This window comes from Bradyrhizobium sp. (genome assembly GCF_019242285.1).
GTDB lineage: Bacteria > Pseudomonadota > Alphaproteobacteria > Rhizobiales > Xanthobacteraceae > Bradyrhizobium.
This window is the reverse complement of record NZ_JAFAVV010000854.1, coordinates 1-17,370: the sequence shown is the minus strand read 5'-3', so window position 1 is coordinate 17,370 and position 17,370 is coordinate 1. Positions and strand designations below refer to the sequence as shown.

Here is a 17,370-nt window from a genome sequence, read left to right as displayed (position 1 = left end):
TATTTGCTCGAAGAGCGAATATGTGAGTGTGCCCACCATCCTTTCGCGCATCTGCCTCATGCGCGTTGCCCGTCGTGCCAATTCGTCGCACACGCTACTTCTGATTTTTAGAAATATACTTGACCGCGACCCAAATCAGTGGCATTATGCGCGCCGTCCCGTCTCGGCAGGAGGGGCGCATCGCGATCGTCACGACACGCGGGGCGGGATGTGGTGGACGTGCTGGGCTGACTGACGAGCGGCACCGGCGCGGACGTGAAATCGTGTGGTCCTGATATCCCGACGCTGATATCAAGTCTCGCGGGACTGATCGCGAGGCGATGGTGGCCAAAAGCCCGGCGCACCAGGGAGATCACGTATAAGCGTTAAAACCATCGCGCAGGGAAGGCCGGACTATCCGGCTGAGCCTGTGGTTCCTGCCCCGTGCTTTTTGATGCACGGGGGCCATGGGTATCGGTCGATACCCGGTCTTCCCTGCGCCCTCCTCTGTTTCGAGGGTGTTTGCTTCGGATGACTCGGGCGATTCCCGTCGCGAGAACGCGAAGGCATGTCCGGATCTGCAGGCGGGCAAAGCGGCCACATGCACCAAAGCCTACCACGCAAAGGCAGAAGCGTGCCCACCATTTCAGAGCGTTGCTGTGGAGAGAATGGTGGGCACGACGCTTCGCGTCTTTGCCCACCCTACGGCCACGACTCGCGACTCCTACGCCGCCTCGGCCACCACGCGGTTGCGACCGTCGTGCTTGGCGCGGTAGAGAGCGGTGTCGGCGCGCTTGAGGACGTCGCCGACCGCCTCGCCCTTGCGGTCCAGCGTCGACAATCCGATCGAGATCGTGACCTCGATCTGCCTGGCGCCCTTGTGGATCGAGAACGGCTCGCCCGCGATCGAACGCCGCAGCCTCTCCGCCACCATGCCGGCGACGTGCAGGTCGGTCTCCGGCATCACGATCACGAATTCCTCGCCGCCGTAGCGGCAGGCGAGATCGATGCCGCGGATCGATTTGCGGATGCGCACCGCGAATTCGCGCAGCACGTCGTCGCCGGCGTCGTGACCGTAATTGTCGTTGATCGACTTGAAATAGTCGATGTCCAGCATCATCAGCGCGAGCGGCTTGCCGCGGCTGGACGCCTGCTCGGCCAGCGTCGCCAGATGGCTCTCCATGTAGCGGCGATTGTGCAGCCCGGTGAGCGCGTCCGTGATCGCCATCTCGATCGAGTGCTGCACGTTGTCGCGCAGATCATCGGTATAGCGGCGCTTGCGGATGTGGGTGCGGGCGCGCGCCAGGAGTTCGTTCCTGTCGACGGGCCGCAACAAATAGTCGTTGACGCCGATCTCGAGCCCGCGCAGCAGGCGGGTGTTGTTGTCGATGTCGGCGATGGCCAGGATCGGCACGTGCCGCGTCCGCTCCAGCGAGCGCGCCTGGCTGCACAGCCGCAGGCCGTCGAAATTGTCGAGGTCGAGCGAGACGATCAAGAGGTCGTAATTGCCCTCGGCGGCGTGGAACAGCGCTTCCGCGGGATTGATCTCGACGTCCACCGTATGCTCGATCGCAAGCAGCGGCGCCAGCCGCTCATAGGACGACGGGCGGTCGTCGACCAGGAGGATGCGACCGCTTTTGCCGGTGTCGGCGACCGCGCTGCGTTCCGGCGCCTGCACGCCGATCTCGAGCGAGGTCAGGGCGCGCATGCGCAATTCATCGGTCATCATCTTCAGCCGCGTCAGCGAGCGCACCCGCGCGATCAGCACGACATCGGACACCGGCTTGGTCAGGAAATCGTCGGCGCCCGCCTCGAGCCCCCGCACCCGATCGGCCGGGCTGTCGAGCGCGGTCACCATCACCACGGGAATGAAATGCGTCGCCGGATTGGATTTCAGCCGGCGGCAGACCTCGAAGCCGTCCATGTCGGGCATCATCACGTCGAGCAGGATGATGTCGCACTCCGCGCGCTCGCAGATCTGGAGCGCCTGCATGCCGCTGGCGGCGGTCAGGACGTCGAAATATTCAGCCGTCAGCCGCGCTTCCAACAGCTTCACATTGGCGGGAATGTCGTCGACGACCAGGATGCGCGCGGACATCGAAAACTCTCCCTAGCCGATGAACTTGCGGACGGTTTCAATGAATTTTCCGACCGAGATCGGCTTCGAGAGGTAGGCCTCGCAACCCCCCTCGCGGATGCGCTCCTCGTCGCCCTTCATCGCAAACGCGGTGACGGCGACCACCGGAATGGTGCGGAGCTCCGGATCGTCCTTGATCAGGCGCGTCACCTCGAGGCCGGACACCTGCGGAAGCTGGATGTCCATCAGGATCAGATCGGGATGCATCCTGCGGACGAGATCCAGCGCCTCGTGCCCGTTGCTGGTGCCCGAGGTGTGGTAGCCGTGCGCTTCCAACAGGTCGCGAAACAGCTTCATGTTCAGTTCGTTGTCCTCGACGATCAGGACGGTTTTTGCCATCCCGTCCCCTCCCACTGCTTGGCCGGCCAGCCCCACCTGCGCCGTATCAGATACGGCTCCCCCAAGCGCCGACGGGTTAAATTCAAAATAGCGTCAGATTCGCTCCAACCGGTTAAGCCCCGGATCAATACCGGCCCTTGGTTTCCACTTGCTTGAACGGAACGGCGGGACTCGGGCATGCTGTCTTACAAATTAGAGACCACAAGTTAACGGAAAGGCAAACCGCCACTTGAAAAAGCCTGTTCAAAACCCACGGGAAGTAGCTGAAATCGTTGCAGTTCAGGCGTTGACCTTCCTCGCCGGCGATCCCCAGCGCTTGGGGGTATTCCTGGCGGAGACCGGAATCGGCCCGGAAACGCTGCGGCAATCGGCTGCCGATCCGAAATTCCTGATCAACGTGCTCGATTTCATCCTGCGCGATGACGAGACCGTCAAGGCGTTCGCGGCAAGCGCGAAGCTCCATCCCACCAACATCGCCGCGGCGCGCGAGGCGCTCGGCGATCCGCGCTGGGAGCGCGACGTGCCGTGAGCGGCCCGACACCAGATCCGGCCGGACCGACCTGCTTCTGCCGGGACTGTCTCGTCGATCTGGGCGTTCGGGGTCAGCGCTGCGGCAAATGCGGCTCGCCCCGCCTGGTCCGCCATCAGGCGCTGCCCAGGCTGGCGCTCGCCCATGTCGATTGCGATGCCTTCTATGCGACGGTGGAGAAGCGGGATAACCCCGATATCGCCGACAGGCCGGTGATCATCGGCGGCGGCAAGCGCGGGGTGGTCTCGGCTGCCTGCTACATCGCCCGCACCTATGGGGTGCGCTCGGCGATGCCGATGTTCAAGGCGCTGGCGCTCTGCCCCTCGGCCATCGTGATCCCCCCAGACATGGCGAAATATGTCCGGGTCGGCCGCGAGGTGCGCAGCGCCATGCAGGCCCTGACGCCGCTGGTCGAGCCGCTGTCGATCGATGAGGCATTTCTCGACCTCACCGGCACCGCGCGCGTCCACGGCATGATCCCGGCGAAGGTGCTGGCGCAGTTTGCCCAGAAGGTCGAACGCGAGCTCGGCATCACCGTCTCGGTCGGGCTGTCCTGCAACAAGTTCCTCGCCAAGATCGCGTCCGACCTCGACAAGCCGCGCGGCTTCGCGGTGCTCGACCGCGACGAGGCGGTGACGCTGCTCGCCGACAAGCCGGTCGGCTTCATCTTCGGCGTCGGACCCGCGACCCAGGAGCGCCTTGCCCAGCGCGGCTTCCGCATCATCGCCGACCTGCAGCGCGCGGACGAGATCGAGCTGATGAAGCAGTTCCCGACCGAGGGCCGCAGGCTGTGGCGGCTTGCGCGCGGCATCGACGACCGCGAGGTGGTGGCCGATCGCGGCGCCAAGACCATCTCCAGCGAGACCACCTTCGAGACCGACATCCGGGATTTCGCCACGCTGGAGCGGGTGTTGTGGCGGCTGTCGGAGAAGACTTCGACACGGCTCAAGGCCGGCGAGCTTGCCGGCTGCACCATCACGCTGAAATTGAAGACCGCCGATTTCCGCCAGCGCACGCGCTCGCAATCGATTGCCGGGCCGACCCAGCTCGCCGCGAAAATCTTTGCGATCTGCCGCGAGATGCTGGCGCGCGAAATGGACGGCACCGCGTTTCGCCTGATGGGTGCCGGCGTCAGCGCCCTGCGACCGGCCTCGGAGGCGGCCGACAGCGACATGCTCGACCGCCGCGCCGCCCATGCCGAACGCGCCATGGACGACCTGCGCAAGCGGTTCGGCCAAGGCGCGGTGATCCGCGGGCTCGCCTATCAGGGGCCGCAGGAAGCGGATGAAGAGGATGAATAGCCAGCGTCATCGCGAGAATCGTAGGGTAGGCAAAGTCGCACAGCGACGTGCCCACCATTGTCGCGACAGCACGGCTCGGGATGGTAGGCACGTTTCGCCTTCGGCGAAGCTTAGCCCACCCCATGGCTCTCGGAGGCCGTCACCGGCAAGGCTTGGCGTCCCTCGCGGCCTTGACGTCGAACTTGTCGAGCGATCCGGAAATGACGAAATCGTTATAGTCGAGCACGAGCTGCCGCGACACGCCGTTCTCGAACAGTTCAAACGACATCGCGTAGACCGGCGTCTGCTCGCCCTCCTTGGCCTTGGCGTCGCGGTCGTAATAGCTCACCGTGACCGGCCAGCGCGTCAGCGACTTCATCTGGTCGCTCTTGGTGGCGGGATCGGGGGTCGCGATGGTCTTGTCGCCGCCGATCGGCTGGCCGATCACCGTCAGGGTGTTGTAGACCTTCTGGCCATTGTCGGAGCCGTCATAGACCGTGAGTTCGAGCAGCGACTTTCCCGCTCTCGCCGCATCGATGATGCGCTCGATCTGCTCGGTCGGAAACACCGTATCGCCGTCGATGGTGAAGGTCTTGTTCTCCGGCTGCTTCAGCTTGACGGTGATGTGGTCGCCGGTGCGCTCGGCGATGCCGTCCACGGGGCTCGAGTCGGAATCGTTCATCCGGGAATCGATCTTGAAACGGTAGCTCTTGCCGGCACCGTCCTCCCACGAGGTCGAGCGCAAGTCGCTCAGGGTCATTTTGCCCTCGCCGACGTCGAGCTCGCTGACCTGCCGAAATTCCGAGGTATAGCCGTCGCAGGCGTTGCCGGAGAAATTGTACAGGATGCGCCCGCGCGCGCTGTTGATCGGGTTCGATGCGCGCGATTTCACGAGGCTCAGCTCGTACAGCGCCTGGTGCGGCAGGAACGGTACGTTGGCGCCGGCCGCGGCCGGTCCGCACGCGGCCATGGCGATGGCCAGCACACCGAGCGACGTCCGGAACGAGTGAACCATGGTGTATCCTTGATAACGGGAAGATTCGATGACTGTACTGACCGGCCTATTGCGTCGCAACTGCGACCGCTTCACGGAAAAGTGCAAATTCGAGGCATTTTACGCAGGGTCACGGCCGGACGCATCCAGGTTCGCGCCGCTCGCTTGCATGTGATGGCGCGATGCGCGAACCAGGCCGAGTGGTCATCTGAAATAGAGCATAGGAGCGAGGTGGACATGGCGGGCATGGTTGAACAGAATCTGGCGGCGCAAGGCATCGTGCTGCCGCAGCCGGCCGCCCCGGTCGCCAACTATGTCCCCTTCGTCCGCAGCGGCAACCTGCTGTTCGTGTCCGGCCAGGTCTGCTTCGATGCGCAGGGCAAGCTGATCGCCAAGGGCAAGCTCGGCGCCGGCGTCACGGTCGAGCAAGGCGCCGCGGCGGCGCGCGGCTGCGGTGTCAATCTGCTGGCACAGGTCAAGGCTGCGCTCGGTGATCTCGACAAGGTCGTACGCGTGGTCCGGCTCGGCGGCTTCGTCAACTCGGCGCCGGACTTCCTCGACGGGCCGAAAGTCCTGAACGGCGCCTCCGACCTGATGGTGGCGACGTTCGGCGACAAGGGACGCCATGCCCGGACCACGGTGGGCGTCGCGTCGCTGCCGGCGGATGCGGCCGTCGAGGTCGAGGGCGTGTTCGAGGTGTCCTGATTGCGGAAGGTCGAGAGCGTGCGCGCACCGGAATGGCTGACGGCGCGGCCGGTCGCCCATCGCGGCCTGCACGATGCGGCGCGCGGCATCATCGAGAACATGCCGGCGGCAGCGAACGCCGCGGTCCAAGGCCGCTTCGCGATCGAATGCGACATCCAGCTGTCCGCCGACGGCGAGGTCATGGTGCATCATGACGACGAGCTGGGCCGGCTGACCGAAGGCAGCGGCCCGATCGACGGCAAGACGGCGGCAGAGCTGAAGGCGGTCGCCTTCAAGGATACGCCCGAGCGGATGATGACGCTCGCCGAGCTCTGCGCGCTGGTGGCCGGACAGGTGCCGCTGGTGATCGAGGTGAAGAGCCGGTTCGACGGCGACCGCCGGTTGGTGAAGCGAATGGCCGAGGTGCTGTCGGGCTATGACGGACCGGCGGCCGGCATGTCCTTCGATCCGGACCAGGTGGTGGCGCTCCGGGAGTTGATCCCGTCCCGACCGCGCGGCATCGTCGCCGAGCACGACTATACCGAGCCCGACTGGCCCAAGGCGTCGGCCGCCCAGCGCCACGAGATGACGCATCTGCGTCACTTCTTCCGCACCTGGCCCCATTTCGTGGCTTACTGGGTCGATGATCTGCCGTCCGCGGCCCCCTGGATCGGGCGCCACATCTTCGGCAGCTCGCTCCTGACCTGGACGGTGCGAACGCCCGAGCAGCGCGCCCGCGCGGCGCGTCACGCTGACCAGATGATCTTCGAGGATTTCCGGCCGGAGAGTTGATCGAGGCGCCCTTGAAGTCCTTGCTGCGACGCATGATGTTTGGACGAGGCAGTGCTACAAAGCTCTTGATGGCATCTTCTGAGATTACCCTTGAAGCGGTTCCCTCGGCCGGCGACGTGCCGGCGGCAGATTGGGACGCCTGCGCCAATCCGGCGCCTGCGGGTGATCTCACTGATCTGGTCCCTCCGGGCTCCTGCGCGGCGACAAGGACCTATTACAACCCCTTCGTCTCGCATGCCTTTTTCTCTGCGGTCGAGAAGTCGGGATCGGCCGCGGCGCGCACCGGCTGGGGTCCGCGTCATCTGGTCGCCAAGATCGGGGACCGGATCGAGGGCATCGTTCCCTGCTATCTGAAAGCGCATTCGCAAGGAGAATATGTCTTCGACCGCGGCTGGGCCGACGCCTACGAGCGCGCGGGCGGCCGCTATTACCCGAAGCTGCAATGCTCGGTGCCGTTCACGCCCGCGACCGGACCGCGCCTCCTGATCCGCGCCGGCGCCGACCGCGCGCAGATCGGCAGCGCGCTGGCGAGCGGGCTCGTCGCGCTCACCGGCGTCAGCAAGGCCTCCTCCGCCCATGTGACGTTCGCTCCGGAAGCCGAATGGAAGCTGTTGGCCGAGCACGGCTTCCTGCAGCGCACCGACCAGCAATTCCACTGGCGCAACCAGGGCTTTGCGACTTTCGATGATTTCCTCGCGACGCTCAATTCGCGCCACCGCAAGGCGATCAAGCGCGAGCGGCGCGAGGCGGTCGCCGCCGACGTCTCGATCCACTGGCTGAGCGGGCCCGATATCACCGAGGACGCCTGGGACGCCTTCTTCACCTTCTACATGGAGACCGGTTCCCGCAAATGGGGCCGGCCCTATCTCACGCGGTCCTTCTATTCGCTGATCGGCGAGAGCATGGCCAAGGACGTGCTCCTGGTGATGGCCAAGCGCAATGGCCGTTGGATCGCCGGCGCCATCAACTTCATCGGCTCGGACACGCTGTTCGGCCGGCATTGGGGCGCGGTCGAGCACCATCCGTTCCTGCATTTCGAGGTCTGCTACTATCAGGCAATCGATTTCGCGATTCGCCATCGGCTCGAGGTGGTCGAGGCCGGCGCGCAGGGCGAGCACAAGATCGCGCGCGGCTACCTGCCGCAGACCACCTACTCGGCGCACTACATCGCCGATCCCGGACTGCGCCGCGCGATCGCCGATTATCTCAAGCGCGAGCGCGCCTATGTCGCCGAAGCCGGCCGCGAGCTCACCGAGGCCGCACCGTTCCGCAAGGTGGCGGAAAACGACGAGGCGTCTTGACCACGCGCGACGAAACACTGCAAAAGCGCTGGGAAATGTGAGGAGACGTCATGACCGCCTATGACAACAACAACATCTTCGCAAAAATCCTGCGCGGCGAATTGCCCTGCCACAAGGTCTATGAGGACGAGCATGTGCTGGCCTTCCTCGACATCATGCCGCGGGCGCCCGGCCACACGCTGGTGATCCCCAAGGCGGCTGCCCGCAACATCCTCGACATCAAGATCGAGGACTATCTGCATGTCGCGCGTGCGACGCACCGGATCGCCGCCGTCGTCAAGAAGGCGTTCGAGGCCGACGGCGTCACCGTCCAGCAGTTCAACGAGACCGCCGGCGGCCAGGTGGTGTTTCACCTGCATGTCCACGTGATGCCGCGCCATGACGGCGTCGCGCTGCTGCCGCCGGCGAGCCGCAAGGAGGACGTCAAGGTGCTGGAGAGCAATGCGACCAAGCTCGCCGCGGTGTTGAAAGACGCATCACGCTGAGCACCATCACTCCGTCTGGAAATCGCCGGGCTGCGGCGGGGCGAGCGGCGTGAACTCGCAGCGGTCGGGCTTGATGTCGAGCAGCGGCGTGCCATCGAGGCAGTCCATCCCGCGCACCAGCACGGTGTTGCCTTCGATGGCGACGAATTTCACGATCGAGGTCGCGATCGGGTTCGGCCGCACCGGCGAGCGCAGCGAGAAGGTGCCGCGCGTCGCGCCGTTGTTCTTCGGGCTCTGCAGCACGAGGTTGCGCCGCGACCGATGCAGCCAGTAGATCACTTCGAGATTGGAGTAGAAATCGACGCCCTTCAGCGCCGGCAGCCACGGCTCGAACACCTCGAGCCGGCAGATCGGCCCGTCGTGGCGGCCCTGCCGTGGCGTCTCCAATCGCGAGGTCCAGGGCGTGCGGATGCGGCCGATGAAGACGAGGCCGGCGTCATCGGCCTCCGGCATCTCCACTTCCAGCTCGCCCTCGCGGACTTCGTTCTCTCGTACCATGCGTCAATCCAGCGTGATATTCTGGGCCTTGATCACGCCCGACCATCGCGCGCGATCGGCCTCGACGAATTCCGCGATTCCCGCAGCGCTCAGCGGGCGGAACACCGAGTAGCCGGCCTTCTCCATCGAGGCCCGAAGCCCCTCGTCACTCAGCGCCCGATTGAGGCTCTCGGTCAAAACCCGCACCACATCATCCGGCATGGCCGCCGGACCGGCAACCCCGTTCCAGACGCTGACGAGGTAATCGGGATAACCGCTCTCCGCAATGGTCGGAAGATCGGGGAGGTCCGGAATCCGCTGTGTCGAGCTGATGCCGAGCGCCCGCAATTTTCCGGCGCGCACCTGCGGGAGCGAGAGGCTCACGGATTCGAACATGAGCTGGAGGTTGCCGGACATGACGTCCTGCAGCGCCGGAGCCGCGCCCCGGTAGGGGACATGGGATATATCGATCCCGGCCATCTGCTTGAACATCTCGCCGGCAAGATGCGTGAAGCTCCCCGTTCCGGACGAACCGAAATTGACCTTCCCCGGATTCTGCCTGGCGTAGGCGACGAATTCCGCGACGGTCCGGGCCGGCACCGACGGATTGACGCACATGATGACCGGCACCGCCGTCACCAGCGCCAGCATCCGGAAGTCCTTGGCCGGGTCGTAGGACAGCTTCTTGTAGAGCAGCGGATTGAGCAGCAGGACCGAGCCGGAGGTCGCGAACAGAGTGTAACCATCAGGCTCGGAGCGCGCCACCGTCTCGGCGCCGATGGCGCCTTGCGCGCCGCCCTTGTTCTCGACGATCACCGACTGCTTGAGGTCCCTGCTGAGAAAGTCGGCCAGCAGCCGCGCGAACAGGTCGGTTGGGCCGCCGGCGGCATAAGGCACGATGAGCCGGACCGGCCGGTTCGGATAGTCGGCGGCGCGGAGGCCCGGCATCCCCGCCAGCGCGATGGCGAGTGCGAGAGCGCTGACGAGTGCGCATTTCTGACGCATGACGTTTCCCCTGGTTCTTGTTGTTGGCTCACCCTAGCGGAAACGCGCGCGCCTGCAATTGCGACGGCGCTAGCCGAGGGCCCATTTTGCGGCGAGCATCACGAGCTCGCCGCAGAACGCGCCGGCAAAGATCGAGCGCCGTGCCAACAGGAAGGCGATAAATCCCGCGAGCACCGCGCCATAGCGCAGGAGCCACGGCACGCTCGCGAGCGCACCCGGAGGCTGCACCAGGATCTGCGCGATGACGCCGGCGAGAATAGCGGTCGCCACCGCCTTGACCCACATGGCGATGGTGCCCGCCGCCACCCCCGCTCAGGAGGATGTCGAGACCGCTGTCGAGCAGCGAGGCGAGCGGGTAGAATGCGAGCCCCAGCACCAGCGCCAGTACGTCGGCGAGCTCGCGCGAGTTGCGCAACGTCGAGAGCAGGAACGACAGCGGCGTCAGCAGCAGGATCGCCGCGCCAAGCGTCTCCGAAAGATTGGCCGCAAGCTCATAGCCGAGCACGGTCGCGACCAGGGCGACGCACAGCAATCCGGAGCCCAGCCCATGGACGAAGCCGACGCGCCGCTCGCGCGGCACATGGGGCAGGTCCTCAGGCTCCGACCGTTTCGACGGCGGCCAGCATTCCGGTCTTCGGATGACAGTTCAAATATTCGAAGAACTGCTCCTCCGCCGCGGCCACGGTGACCTCGTGGTACAAGCGAAGCCTGGCCGCCGGCCCGAGCGTCGAGAGATACTTCATCGCCGCGCCAAATATCCTGACATGGGTCGGATGGGATTCGGCCCAGCGCTCCAATGCCGCAAGGCTCTTCCACCAGCTCTGGCCGTAGGACTTTTCGGTCGGCGCGCCGTCGGCATCCAGCACACGCATGTAGCGGTTGGCGTAGCAGCCGATGCCGACACCCTCGTCGCGCAGGAAATCCATGCCTTCGTGCAGTACCGGCTCGACGTCCTCCAGATAGAGCTTTCGCTCGGACGCCTCGGTATCGCTCCAGTCCTGGCCGGAGCGGATCAGGCACAGATTGTCATGTGCCTTGACGATGAGCCGCGCACCGTGACGGACCAGTTCAGGCCTGCCGCCGGGTGCCATCTCGTCCGTCTGCGACAGGGGAATGCGGTCGCGCATCCCACCCCAATAGGCATGCTCCTGCACCTCACCGCTCATGCCATCGCCGATGACGGCAACGCCCTCGGGCCGACCGAGCGACGAGAACAGCGTCTCGAAGCGCCCGACAGTCGGCCGCAGCGCCTCGATGAAGGTGCCCACGCCTTCGCAATCCTTGCCGGTCCAGTCTTCACGCGCCGGCCCGAGCCAGGCATCGAAGCTTGCAACGTCGGACCAATAGCCGACCGAAATCACGTTGGAAAAGCCGGCCTGGTCGACATACTGCGCGCGATCCCAGTACGAGGGACCATCGGCCGCCGCGAAGCGCTCGGCGATGCGCGCCAGCGCGCCGGCGACGGCCGCGGGCGCCGCACCGCGATATTGCAGGCCGAAATAGGCCATCACGACGCGGTTGACCGCGGGCTTGTAGCGCGCCACGAACGACGGATATGGCGGTACGTAGTCCGACGGCACGCGCTTGTGGCGCGACCGCGTCGTTTCGAGATGCAGGGGAATCGCGGACTCCATCATCATACCCTCCCGTGCCGGACAGCGTCAGCTCGCCGCCGCCGCAATCTCCACGGGTTCGGCGGTGTCGACCGGCAGCGCAAACGGCTCGACGCGCCTGGACGGCTTGTTGTTGAACAGCAGCCGCGTCACATCGGGGCGCGAATAGTGCCCGGCGGGATCGGCGGCATTCTTGGCGACGCCGATCGCGCCGAGGTCGATCTCCGCAATCAGCAGGCCCTCCTGGTCCGGCGGCAGTTTGTCGCCGATCTGGCTGCCGTCCGGGCCATAGATCGCGGCAAAGCCGCCGCCGACATGCAGCAGTGCGTGCTTGTCGGGACGGTCGCAGAGCTCGTCGATCATCGCCTGCGACACGGTCGCGCACGGTGCCAGCACGAAGCAGGAGCCCTCCACGGCATAGACCCGGGAAGCGGCATTGTTGACCTCGGCGCCCAGCGCCGGCGCGAAGGGATCATAGAGCGAGAAGCTCGGCCACGAGGCCACATGCACCTGCTCGTTCTGGGCGTACATGGCGTATTTCGACAGCGGCTGCAGATGCTCCCAGCAGCACAGCGCGCCCAGCCGTCCGATGTCGGGACGATCGTGCACGGCGAGATCGCTGCCGTCGCCCTCGCCATAGACGGTCCGCTCGGCATGGGTCGGCCTGAGCTTGCGGCGACGGGCGATGGTCTCGCCGTCGGGCCCGAGCAGCCATTGCGCGATGTAGAGGCTGCCGCCGTCGCGCTCGGACAGGCCGATCACCGCGGTGAGCCCAGCCTTGCGGACGGCTTCGCGAAGCCTGTCGGCCTCCCGGCTGTCGTAGGCGAGCGAATTGTCGAAATAGCGCTGCACAAAGCCGCGGCCGATCGCCCAGGCCGGCGAGTCCAGCCAGATGTGCCAGGGATAGCCGGGGATGAAGACCTCCGGAAAGGCGATCAGCTTGGCGCCCTTTTGTGCGGCCTCCTCGATCAGCGCGATCGTCTTGGCGATCGATGTGTCGAGATCGAGCCAGGCCGGTGCCGCCTGCACCACGGCAACCCTGTATTTCGGATGTTCGATGCCCATTGCCGCCTCCGTTGCGATCCGCCCGAATGAACCCGATCGATCCCTTTCCGGTTGATCGGATTTCGCGTCCGATGCAGTCTATTTGACCAAAGACGAGCAACTGGCGCTCGACCGCAACGGAACAAAAAATCGACCGGGCGGGCATCACGAGGCCGGTACGAGACTTGCCTCCAATGAGGGGGGCAGGTTCGCGTACAAGGGATGCGGGAGGAAAGCTCACTGATGCCGATCCAGTTTTCGACCGATGGCAGTCCTGGATACCGGCGCCTGGCGCTTTGGCAGGACATCGTCTGCGACGTGTTCGTCGAGCTCGACTGCAAGTCCGACCTCGGCAACGCATTCCACGGCTCGGTCACGCAGGCTTCTCTCGGCAAGGCCGTCTGCTCCGACGTCTGCTCGGACCGCCAGCACGTTTTTCGGACGCCGTCGCGAATAGCCCGCTCCGACCAGGATTTCGTGCTGATCGCACTCGGCAACCGCGGCGTCGGTGGCGTCGTGCAGGACGGTCGCGAAACCTCGATTCGTCCCGGCGAGTTCGCGCTCTACGATACGACGCGTCCCTATCAGCTCAGCTTCGATGCTGCGTTCACGCAGACGATCTTCAAGGTGCCGCGCGAGATGCTGCAACGTCGGCTGGGTGATACCGAAGCCCTGACGGCCAGGGCGTTCGGTGCGGACGTCGCGCTCGAGCGGCTCGCCTACGACTTCATCTTCCAGCTCTGCCACAGCGCCGATCAGATCGGACCGGAGCATGCCGTCGCCCTCTCCGAGCAGGCGGTCGATCTCCTCGCCATGGCGCTGAGCGAACGGCTGGGCAAGACGTCACTGCCCTCCTCGACGCATCGCTCGGCGCTGCGCTACCGGCTGAAAGCCCACATACGCGCCCGCCTCGCCGATCCCGATCTGTCGCTGCCCGAGACCGCGGCGGCGCTTGGCATCTCAGTGCGCTACGTCAACGATCTCCTGGCCGACGAGCAAACCTCGTTCCAGCGCTACCTGCTGGCCGAGCGCCTCGCGCGCTGCAAGCGCGACCTCGCCTCGCCAATGCTTGCGCATCGCCAAATCGGCGAGATCGCCTTTGCCTGGGGCTTCAACGACCTCTCGCATTTCGGCCGCGTCTTCCGCGAGCATTTTGGCACCTCACCGCGCGACTTCCGGCAGAGCCGGATGCCGCATTGAACGAGAGCCTACCGTCGCGCGCCCATGTTGCGCAGCACGAAGCAGGCGCCGCCGGCGCGGCGGATGCGGGTGCAGAGATCATCGGCTTCGGGCCGCGTGTCGGCGCCGATCCGTACCTGGTAGAAGGTGCGCGTGCCGCGGCTGCGCAGGCTGGTGGCGAGCAGGCTCGGGTCGCGGCCGCCGATCACCGCCTGCAGGCCTTTCATCGCCCGCGCATACATCGCGAGCGCCCTGTTGCGGTCGAAGCCCGCGGCGAGCTGCACGCCCCAGAGCTTGGCGGCGGAGAGCTGGACGTGCTGCTCAAGCTGGGTGACGAACGGATTGGGCGCGCGCTTCAGGAGCGCCACCAGGTCCCGGCACGAGGTCGGCGGCGCGCTCTCGCGCGTGTTGCCGCGCTTCTCGGCCTTGGCCCACTCGTCCACCGTCGAGCCGGTGATGGCGGCGACATAGTTGCGGGTTTCCTGCGGCATTCCCCCGGTGCCCGCGAGCCAGTCCTGCACCCGCCGCGGACCTGCATTGTAGGCCGCAGCGGCAAGCCCGAGATTGCCGAACTGGCCGCGCAGCTCGGCCAGGAATTCCGCGGCCTTCGGCAGCGCCTGGACGGGATCGAAGGGATCGAGCAGCCGCCGCTCGCTCGCCGTGCCCGGCATGAACTGCGCGATGCCCTGCGCCCGCGCGCCGCTGCGGGTGACCGGCCCGACCGCATCGGACTGGAAGCGGCTCTCCTGCCAGATCACGCGCGCGAAGAATTCGAGCGGCAGATCATTGGCCCTGGCTGCCGATTCCACCATCAGGCAAATCGCTTCGCGGGTGTCGCTGTCCTTGTCCGCCGCGTTGGTCGCAGCCGATTCCGCGACGAATGGACGGGCGACAGCGTCCTTGAGCGCGGGCGAAAGCTGATCGGCCCACGCGGATGCGACACGCAGGCAGATGGCCGTGATCGCAAGGAGAGGCAAGGCACGCATACTGACCAAAGCCCGCACCGTACCGCTGGTTCCCGAATGGTTGCCATGAAGGCACAATTCGCGAAGGCATGATTTACCTTAACGCCATATCCTCATGATATGTATCTTCCTTCGGACCGGAAGCGGCATAGAATTGGTGAAACCGGCAATGTCATTTCGGCGGACATACATCGATGCAGGATCGGCGCCAAAGCGCGCGGGACAAGGTGCTTCTCGGGGCCGTGACCAGGACCAACGGTCTCGGCGCCACGGTCAACTGCGTGGTACGTAATTTCAGCGCGGACGGCGCCTGCATCGAGCTCGAGGCACCCACCACATTGCCCGAGGAGATGCACCTGACCATCGCCCGCAAGGGCCGCTCCTATCTGGCCCGAATCGTCTGGCAGAAGGCCAACCGGATCGGCCTCGCGTTGCGCCCGATGGCGACGGAGCCTCGGCCAAGTGACATCGCATCGCGCCTGCGCCAGAGCGAAAAGAAGAAGCGCGAGCTGCAACGCCGGGTCAACGAGCTGCTCGGCGAAGACTGAGCCTGCCTGCGAAAGAGCGATGCTCGCCTCGGATCGCTTGACCTTTCTCAAACAGCGTCCCGCCGCTCATGATAGTTCTCGTGAGATCAGGTCGGGACGCTGCCAATGCCGAGATTGGGTCCGAAGGCCCTGTTTGCGATCTTCACGCTCGGCGGATCCCGTCGGCAGCGGCCCAACTGGAATCGGATCATCCTGATGGCGTCGGTTGCGGTGACCATCGGCCTCATTGCAATCTACCTGTACGGAAAGGACAGCTTGCGCTGGTGATGCCGCAGCACATCCAGCTTCGGACGTTTCGGATTGACATCGCTGCGATCGGGACCGCATTCTTTCCATCTGCGCGGCTCCTCGACCATGTGGTGGCCCATGCCGGAATATTCCGCGGGGAAAGTGACCGACTACGCCGACGGCGACCGCAAGGTGGTCGAATGCGGCGAGTTCGAGATCGGCGTCTTCCGGATCGATGGCGATTTTTTCGCATGGCACAATCGCTGCGCCCATCGCGCCGGCCCGGTGTGCCAGGGCCGCATCATGCAGCGCGTGATCGAGCCGGTCGCGGAGGACCGCACCGTCCGCACCCAGCAATATGATCCGGCCGAGACCCACATCATCTGCCCCTGGCACGGCTACGAGTACAGCATCAAGACGGGTTGTCACCAAGGCAATCCGCGCATCCGGTTGCGCAAGGCGGAGCTCGTGATCCGGGAAGGCGAAATCTATGTTCGGACCTGAGGGCGAGCGCAGGAACGATGCCTATGGCTGGATCGACGCCATGGCGCCCGAGCTGTTGCGCACCTCGCGCGAGCTGGTCGAGAGCAACGAGGCCAGCCGGGTCTCCGATGAAGCCGTGGCGCAGATCCTGACCGCCGCGATCCGGCTCTATGTCGCCAAGAGCGATGGCGAGGAGCGCACATTCTCGCCGATCGCCGGCCAGCGCGACAGCGAGATGACGCCGACCGAACTGCTGTCGGCCGTCTCCGAAATGCTGCGCGCGCTGCACCTCGGTCCGATGGAGCTGGCGCTCTGGTATCGGCGCCGCCCGGACGAGGACATCACTTCCACGGGAGAACGGCCATGAACATCCAGGGCAGAATCGGGCCGCATTATGCGCCGACGCAGGAGATCACCGTCCATACCGACACCCGCGACGTCCTGGCGCTGGCCCGGCGCAACGCGATCAAGCGCGGCCTGCAGGACTGGTTCGTCTGCGACATCGACGCCCACCACGTCGAGACCGTCTCCTGGAAGGAGATCGTCACCTATATCGAGGATCCGGTCGTGCGCGACAACGCGATCCGGTTTCAGGCCGAGCGCGTCGCGGCACCGCCCTACGGCCTCAACGGCGACCTCGGGCTTCGCTACCAGTCCGTCGGCGGGCGCATCACACACCAGGATGGCCAGCGCGAGATCGTGGAGGAGACCGGCGTCCACCGCGACGTCGTCCTGACGCGCCGGGCGATGGATTCGCTCGGCGTCGACAACATGGTGGTGTTCCCGACGCCGATGCTGTTTCTCGGCATGCATCCGCAGCCGGAGATGGAGACATGGCTCGGCCGCGCCTACAACCGCTGGCTCATCGAGCGCATCCTCGCCGAGGACGACCGGATCAAATCCCTGGTCTATCTGCCGTTCAACACGCCAAAGGAGGCCGAGCGAACGGTCGAGGAGTTGTGCGACAAGAAGGGCGTCATCGGCTTCTGCGTCACCAGCACGCGCTACAAGGCGGTGCACCACAATGAGTATATGCGGCTCTATGCGATGATCGAGGAACGCGGCAAGCCCTTGGCATTCCATGCCGGCTATCACTGGCAGGACCCTTCGCTCGCGACCGTGAACCGATTTATCGGCATGCATGCGTTGGGCTTCGTCTGGTGCAACATGGTGCACATGACCAACTGGATCCTGAACGGGATCCCCGAACGTTTCCCGAAACTGAAGTCGGTCTGGGTGGAAAGCGGACTGGCCTGGGTGCCGTTCCTGATGCAGCGGCTCGACGACCAGTTTTTGATGCGTCCCTCG

Annotated in this window: 20 protein-coding genes and 1 pseudogene; 12 read left to right on the top strand and 9 right to left on the bottom strand. The window is 65.3% G+C overall.

Annotated features, from left to right (window positions below; translation table 11 throughout):
- Positions 1-703 precede the first annotated feature (703 nt).
- Together JOY90_RS35305 and JOY90_RS35300 are read right to left on the bottom strand one after the other, a co-directional pair.
- On the bottom strand, positions 704-2,077 hold the full coding sequence (locus JOY90_RS35305; RefSeq protein ID WP_291695708.1) for a PleD family two-component system response regulator: 1,374 nt from the start codon (positions 2,075-2,077) through the stop codon (positions 704-706).
- A 12-nt stretch (positions 2,078-2,089) separates the two neighbouring features.
- Positions 2,090-2,455: a response regulator gene (locus tag JOY90_RS35300; protein ID WP_291695707.1), complete on the bottom strand. Its 366-nt coding sequence runs from the start codon at positions 2,453-2,455 to the stop codon at positions 2,090-2,092.
- Positions 2,456-2,684: 229 nt separating this feature from the next.
- Between JOY90_RS35300 and JOY90_RS35295 the strand changes: the two genes are divergently transcribed.
- Together JOY90_RS35295 and JOY90_RS35290 are read left to right on the top strand one after the other, a co-directional pair.
- Positions 2,685-2,984, top strand: coding sequence for a DUF3572 domain-containing protein (locus JOY90_RS35295; protein WP_291695706.1), 300 nt, complete (start codon positions 2,685-2,687; stop codon positions 2,982-2,984).
- Positions 2,981-4,285 (top strand): DNA polymerase IV, encoded by a 1,305-nt coding sequence (locus JOY90_RS35290; RefSeq protein WP_291695705.1) that lies wholly within the window; start codon positions 2,981-2,983, stop codon positions 4,283-4,285. Before JOY90_RS35295 ends, JOY90_RS35290 begins: the two co-directional genes overlap by 4 nt.
- 139 nt (positions 4,286-4,424) lie before the next feature.
- Here JOY90_RS35290 and JOY90_RS35285 read toward each other — a convergent pair whose 3' ends face one another.
- Positions 4,425-5,279: a cell envelope integrity EipB family protein gene (locus tag JOY90_RS35285; RefSeq protein WP_291695704.1), complete on the bottom strand. Its 855-nt coding sequence runs from the start codon at positions 5,277-5,279 to the stop codon at positions 4,425-4,427.
- 216 nt (positions 5,280-5,495) lie between these two features.
- On the opposite strand from JOY90_RS35285, the gene JOY90_RS35280 reads away from it, so the two are divergent.
- From JOY90_RS35280 to JOY90_RS35265, 4 genes are all read left to right on the top strand, one after another.
- A complete protein-coding gene (locus tag JOY90_RS35280; protein WP_291695703.1) occupies positions 5,496-5,963 on the top strand; it encodes a RidA family protein in 468 nt (155 codons plus the stop codon).
- 18 nt (positions 5,964-5,981) lie between these two features.
- Positions 5,982-6,734: a glycerophosphodiester phosphodiesterase family protein gene (locus tag JOY90_RS35275; RefSeq protein ID WP_291695724.1), complete on the top strand. Its 753-nt coding sequence runs from the start codon at positions 5,982-5,984 to the stop codon at positions 6,732-6,734.
- Positions 6,735-6,802: 68 nt separating this feature from the next.
- The gene (locus tag JOY90_RS35270; protein ID WP_291695702.1) at positions 6,803-8,035 is read left to right on the top strand and encodes a GNAT family N-acetyltransferase; all 1,233 of its coding nucleotides are present in this window, start codon (positions 6,803-6,805) and stop codon (positions 8,033-8,035) included.
- 50 nt (positions 8,036-8,085) lie between these two features.
- A complete protein-coding gene (locus tag JOY90_RS35265) occupies positions 8,086-8,520 on the top strand; it encodes an HIT family protein (RefSeq protein ID WP_291695701.1) in 435 nt (144 codons plus the stop codon).
- Between the two features lie 6 nt (positions 8,521-8,526).
- Here the strand turns inward: JOY90_RS35265 and tsaA are convergent, their stop codons facing one another.
- The 5 genes and pseudogenes from tsaA to JOY90_RS35240 form a co-directional block, all read right to left on the bottom strand.
- Positions 8,527-9,018, bottom strand: coding sequence for a tRNA (N6-threonylcarbamoyladenosine(37)-N6)-methyltransferase TrmO (gene tsaA, locus JOY90_RS35260; protein WP_291695700.1), 492 nt, complete (start codon positions 9,016-9,018; stop codon positions 8,527-8,529).
- 3 nt (positions 9,019-9,021) lie between these two features.
- Entirely contained in the window at positions 9,022-10,002 is a 981-nt protein-coding gene (locus tag JOY90_RS35255) for a tripartite tricarboxylate transporter substrate binding protein (RefSeq protein WP_291695699.1), read from the bottom strand.
- Positions 10,003-10,071: 69 nt separating this feature from the next.
- Positions 10,072-10,345, bottom strand: a pseudogene (locus JOY90_RS35250) (AzlD domain-containing protein).
- A gap of 250 nt (positions 10,346-10,595) precedes the next feature.
- Positions 10,596-11,636: a phenylacetaldoxime dehydratase family protein gene (locus tag JOY90_RS35245; protein ID WP_291695723.1), complete on the bottom strand. Its 1,041-nt coding sequence runs from the start codon at positions 11,634-11,636 to the stop codon at positions 10,596-10,598.
- Positions 11,637-11,663: 27 nt separating this feature from the next.
- Positions 11,664-12,680, bottom strand: coding sequence for a carbon-nitrogen hydrolase family protein (locus JOY90_RS35240; RefSeq protein ID WP_291695698.1), 1,017 nt, complete (start codon positions 12,678-12,680; stop codon positions 11,664-11,666).
- A gap of 222 nt (positions 12,681-12,902) precedes the next feature.
- Here JOY90_RS35240 and JOY90_RS35235 point away from each other — a divergent pair, with 222 nt between their 5' ends.
- Complete coding sequence (locus JOY90_RS35235; protein WP_291695697.1) at positions 12,903-13,859, top strand: helix-turn-helix domain-containing protein; 957 nt, start codon at positions 12,903-12,905, stop codon at positions 13,857-13,859.
- A gap of 8 nt (positions 13,860-13,867) precedes the next feature.
- Here the strand turns inward: JOY90_RS35235 and JOY90_RS35230 are convergent, their stop codons facing one another.
- On the bottom strand, positions 13,868-14,824 hold the full coding sequence (locus JOY90_RS35230) for a lytic transglycosylase domain-containing protein (RefSeq protein WP_291695696.1): 957 nt from the start codon (positions 14,822-14,824) through the stop codon (positions 13,868-13,870).
- A gap of 173 nt (positions 14,825-14,997) precedes the next feature.
- Here JOY90_RS35230 and JOY90_RS35225 point away from each other — a divergent pair, with 173 nt between their 5' ends.
- The 5 genes from JOY90_RS35225 to JOY90_RS35205 form a co-directional block, all read left to right on the top strand.
- A complete protein-coding gene (locus JOY90_RS35225; RefSeq protein ID WP_291695695.1) occupies positions 14,998-15,351 on the top strand; it encodes a PilZ domain-containing protein in 354 nt (117 codons plus the stop codon).
- Positions 15,352-15,456: 105 nt separating this feature from the next.
- Positions 15,457-15,618, top strand: a complete 162-nt coding sequence (locus tag JOY90_RS35220) for a hypothetical protein (protein WP_291695694.1) — start codon at positions 15,457-15,459, stop codon at positions 15,616-15,618.
- Positions 15,619-15,651: 33 nt separating this feature from the next.
- Positions 15,652-16,083 (top strand): Rieske 2Fe-2S domain-containing protein, encoded by a 432-nt coding sequence (locus tag JOY90_RS35215; RefSeq protein ID WP_291695693.1) that lies wholly within the window; start codon positions 15,652-15,654, stop codon positions 16,081-16,083.
- Positions 16,070-16,429: a hypothetical protein gene (locus JOY90_RS35210; RefSeq protein ID WP_291695692.1), complete on the top strand. Its 360-nt coding sequence runs from the start codon at positions 16,070-16,072 to the stop codon at positions 16,427-16,429. Before JOY90_RS35215 ends, JOY90_RS35210 begins: the two co-directional genes overlap by 14 nt.
- Positions 16,426-17,370: amidohydrolase family protein (locus JOY90_RS35205; protein WP_291695691.1), on the top strand; the 945-nt coding region annotated here is incomplete at its 3' end. The genes JOY90_RS35210 and JOY90_RS35205, both read left to right, overlap by 4 nt.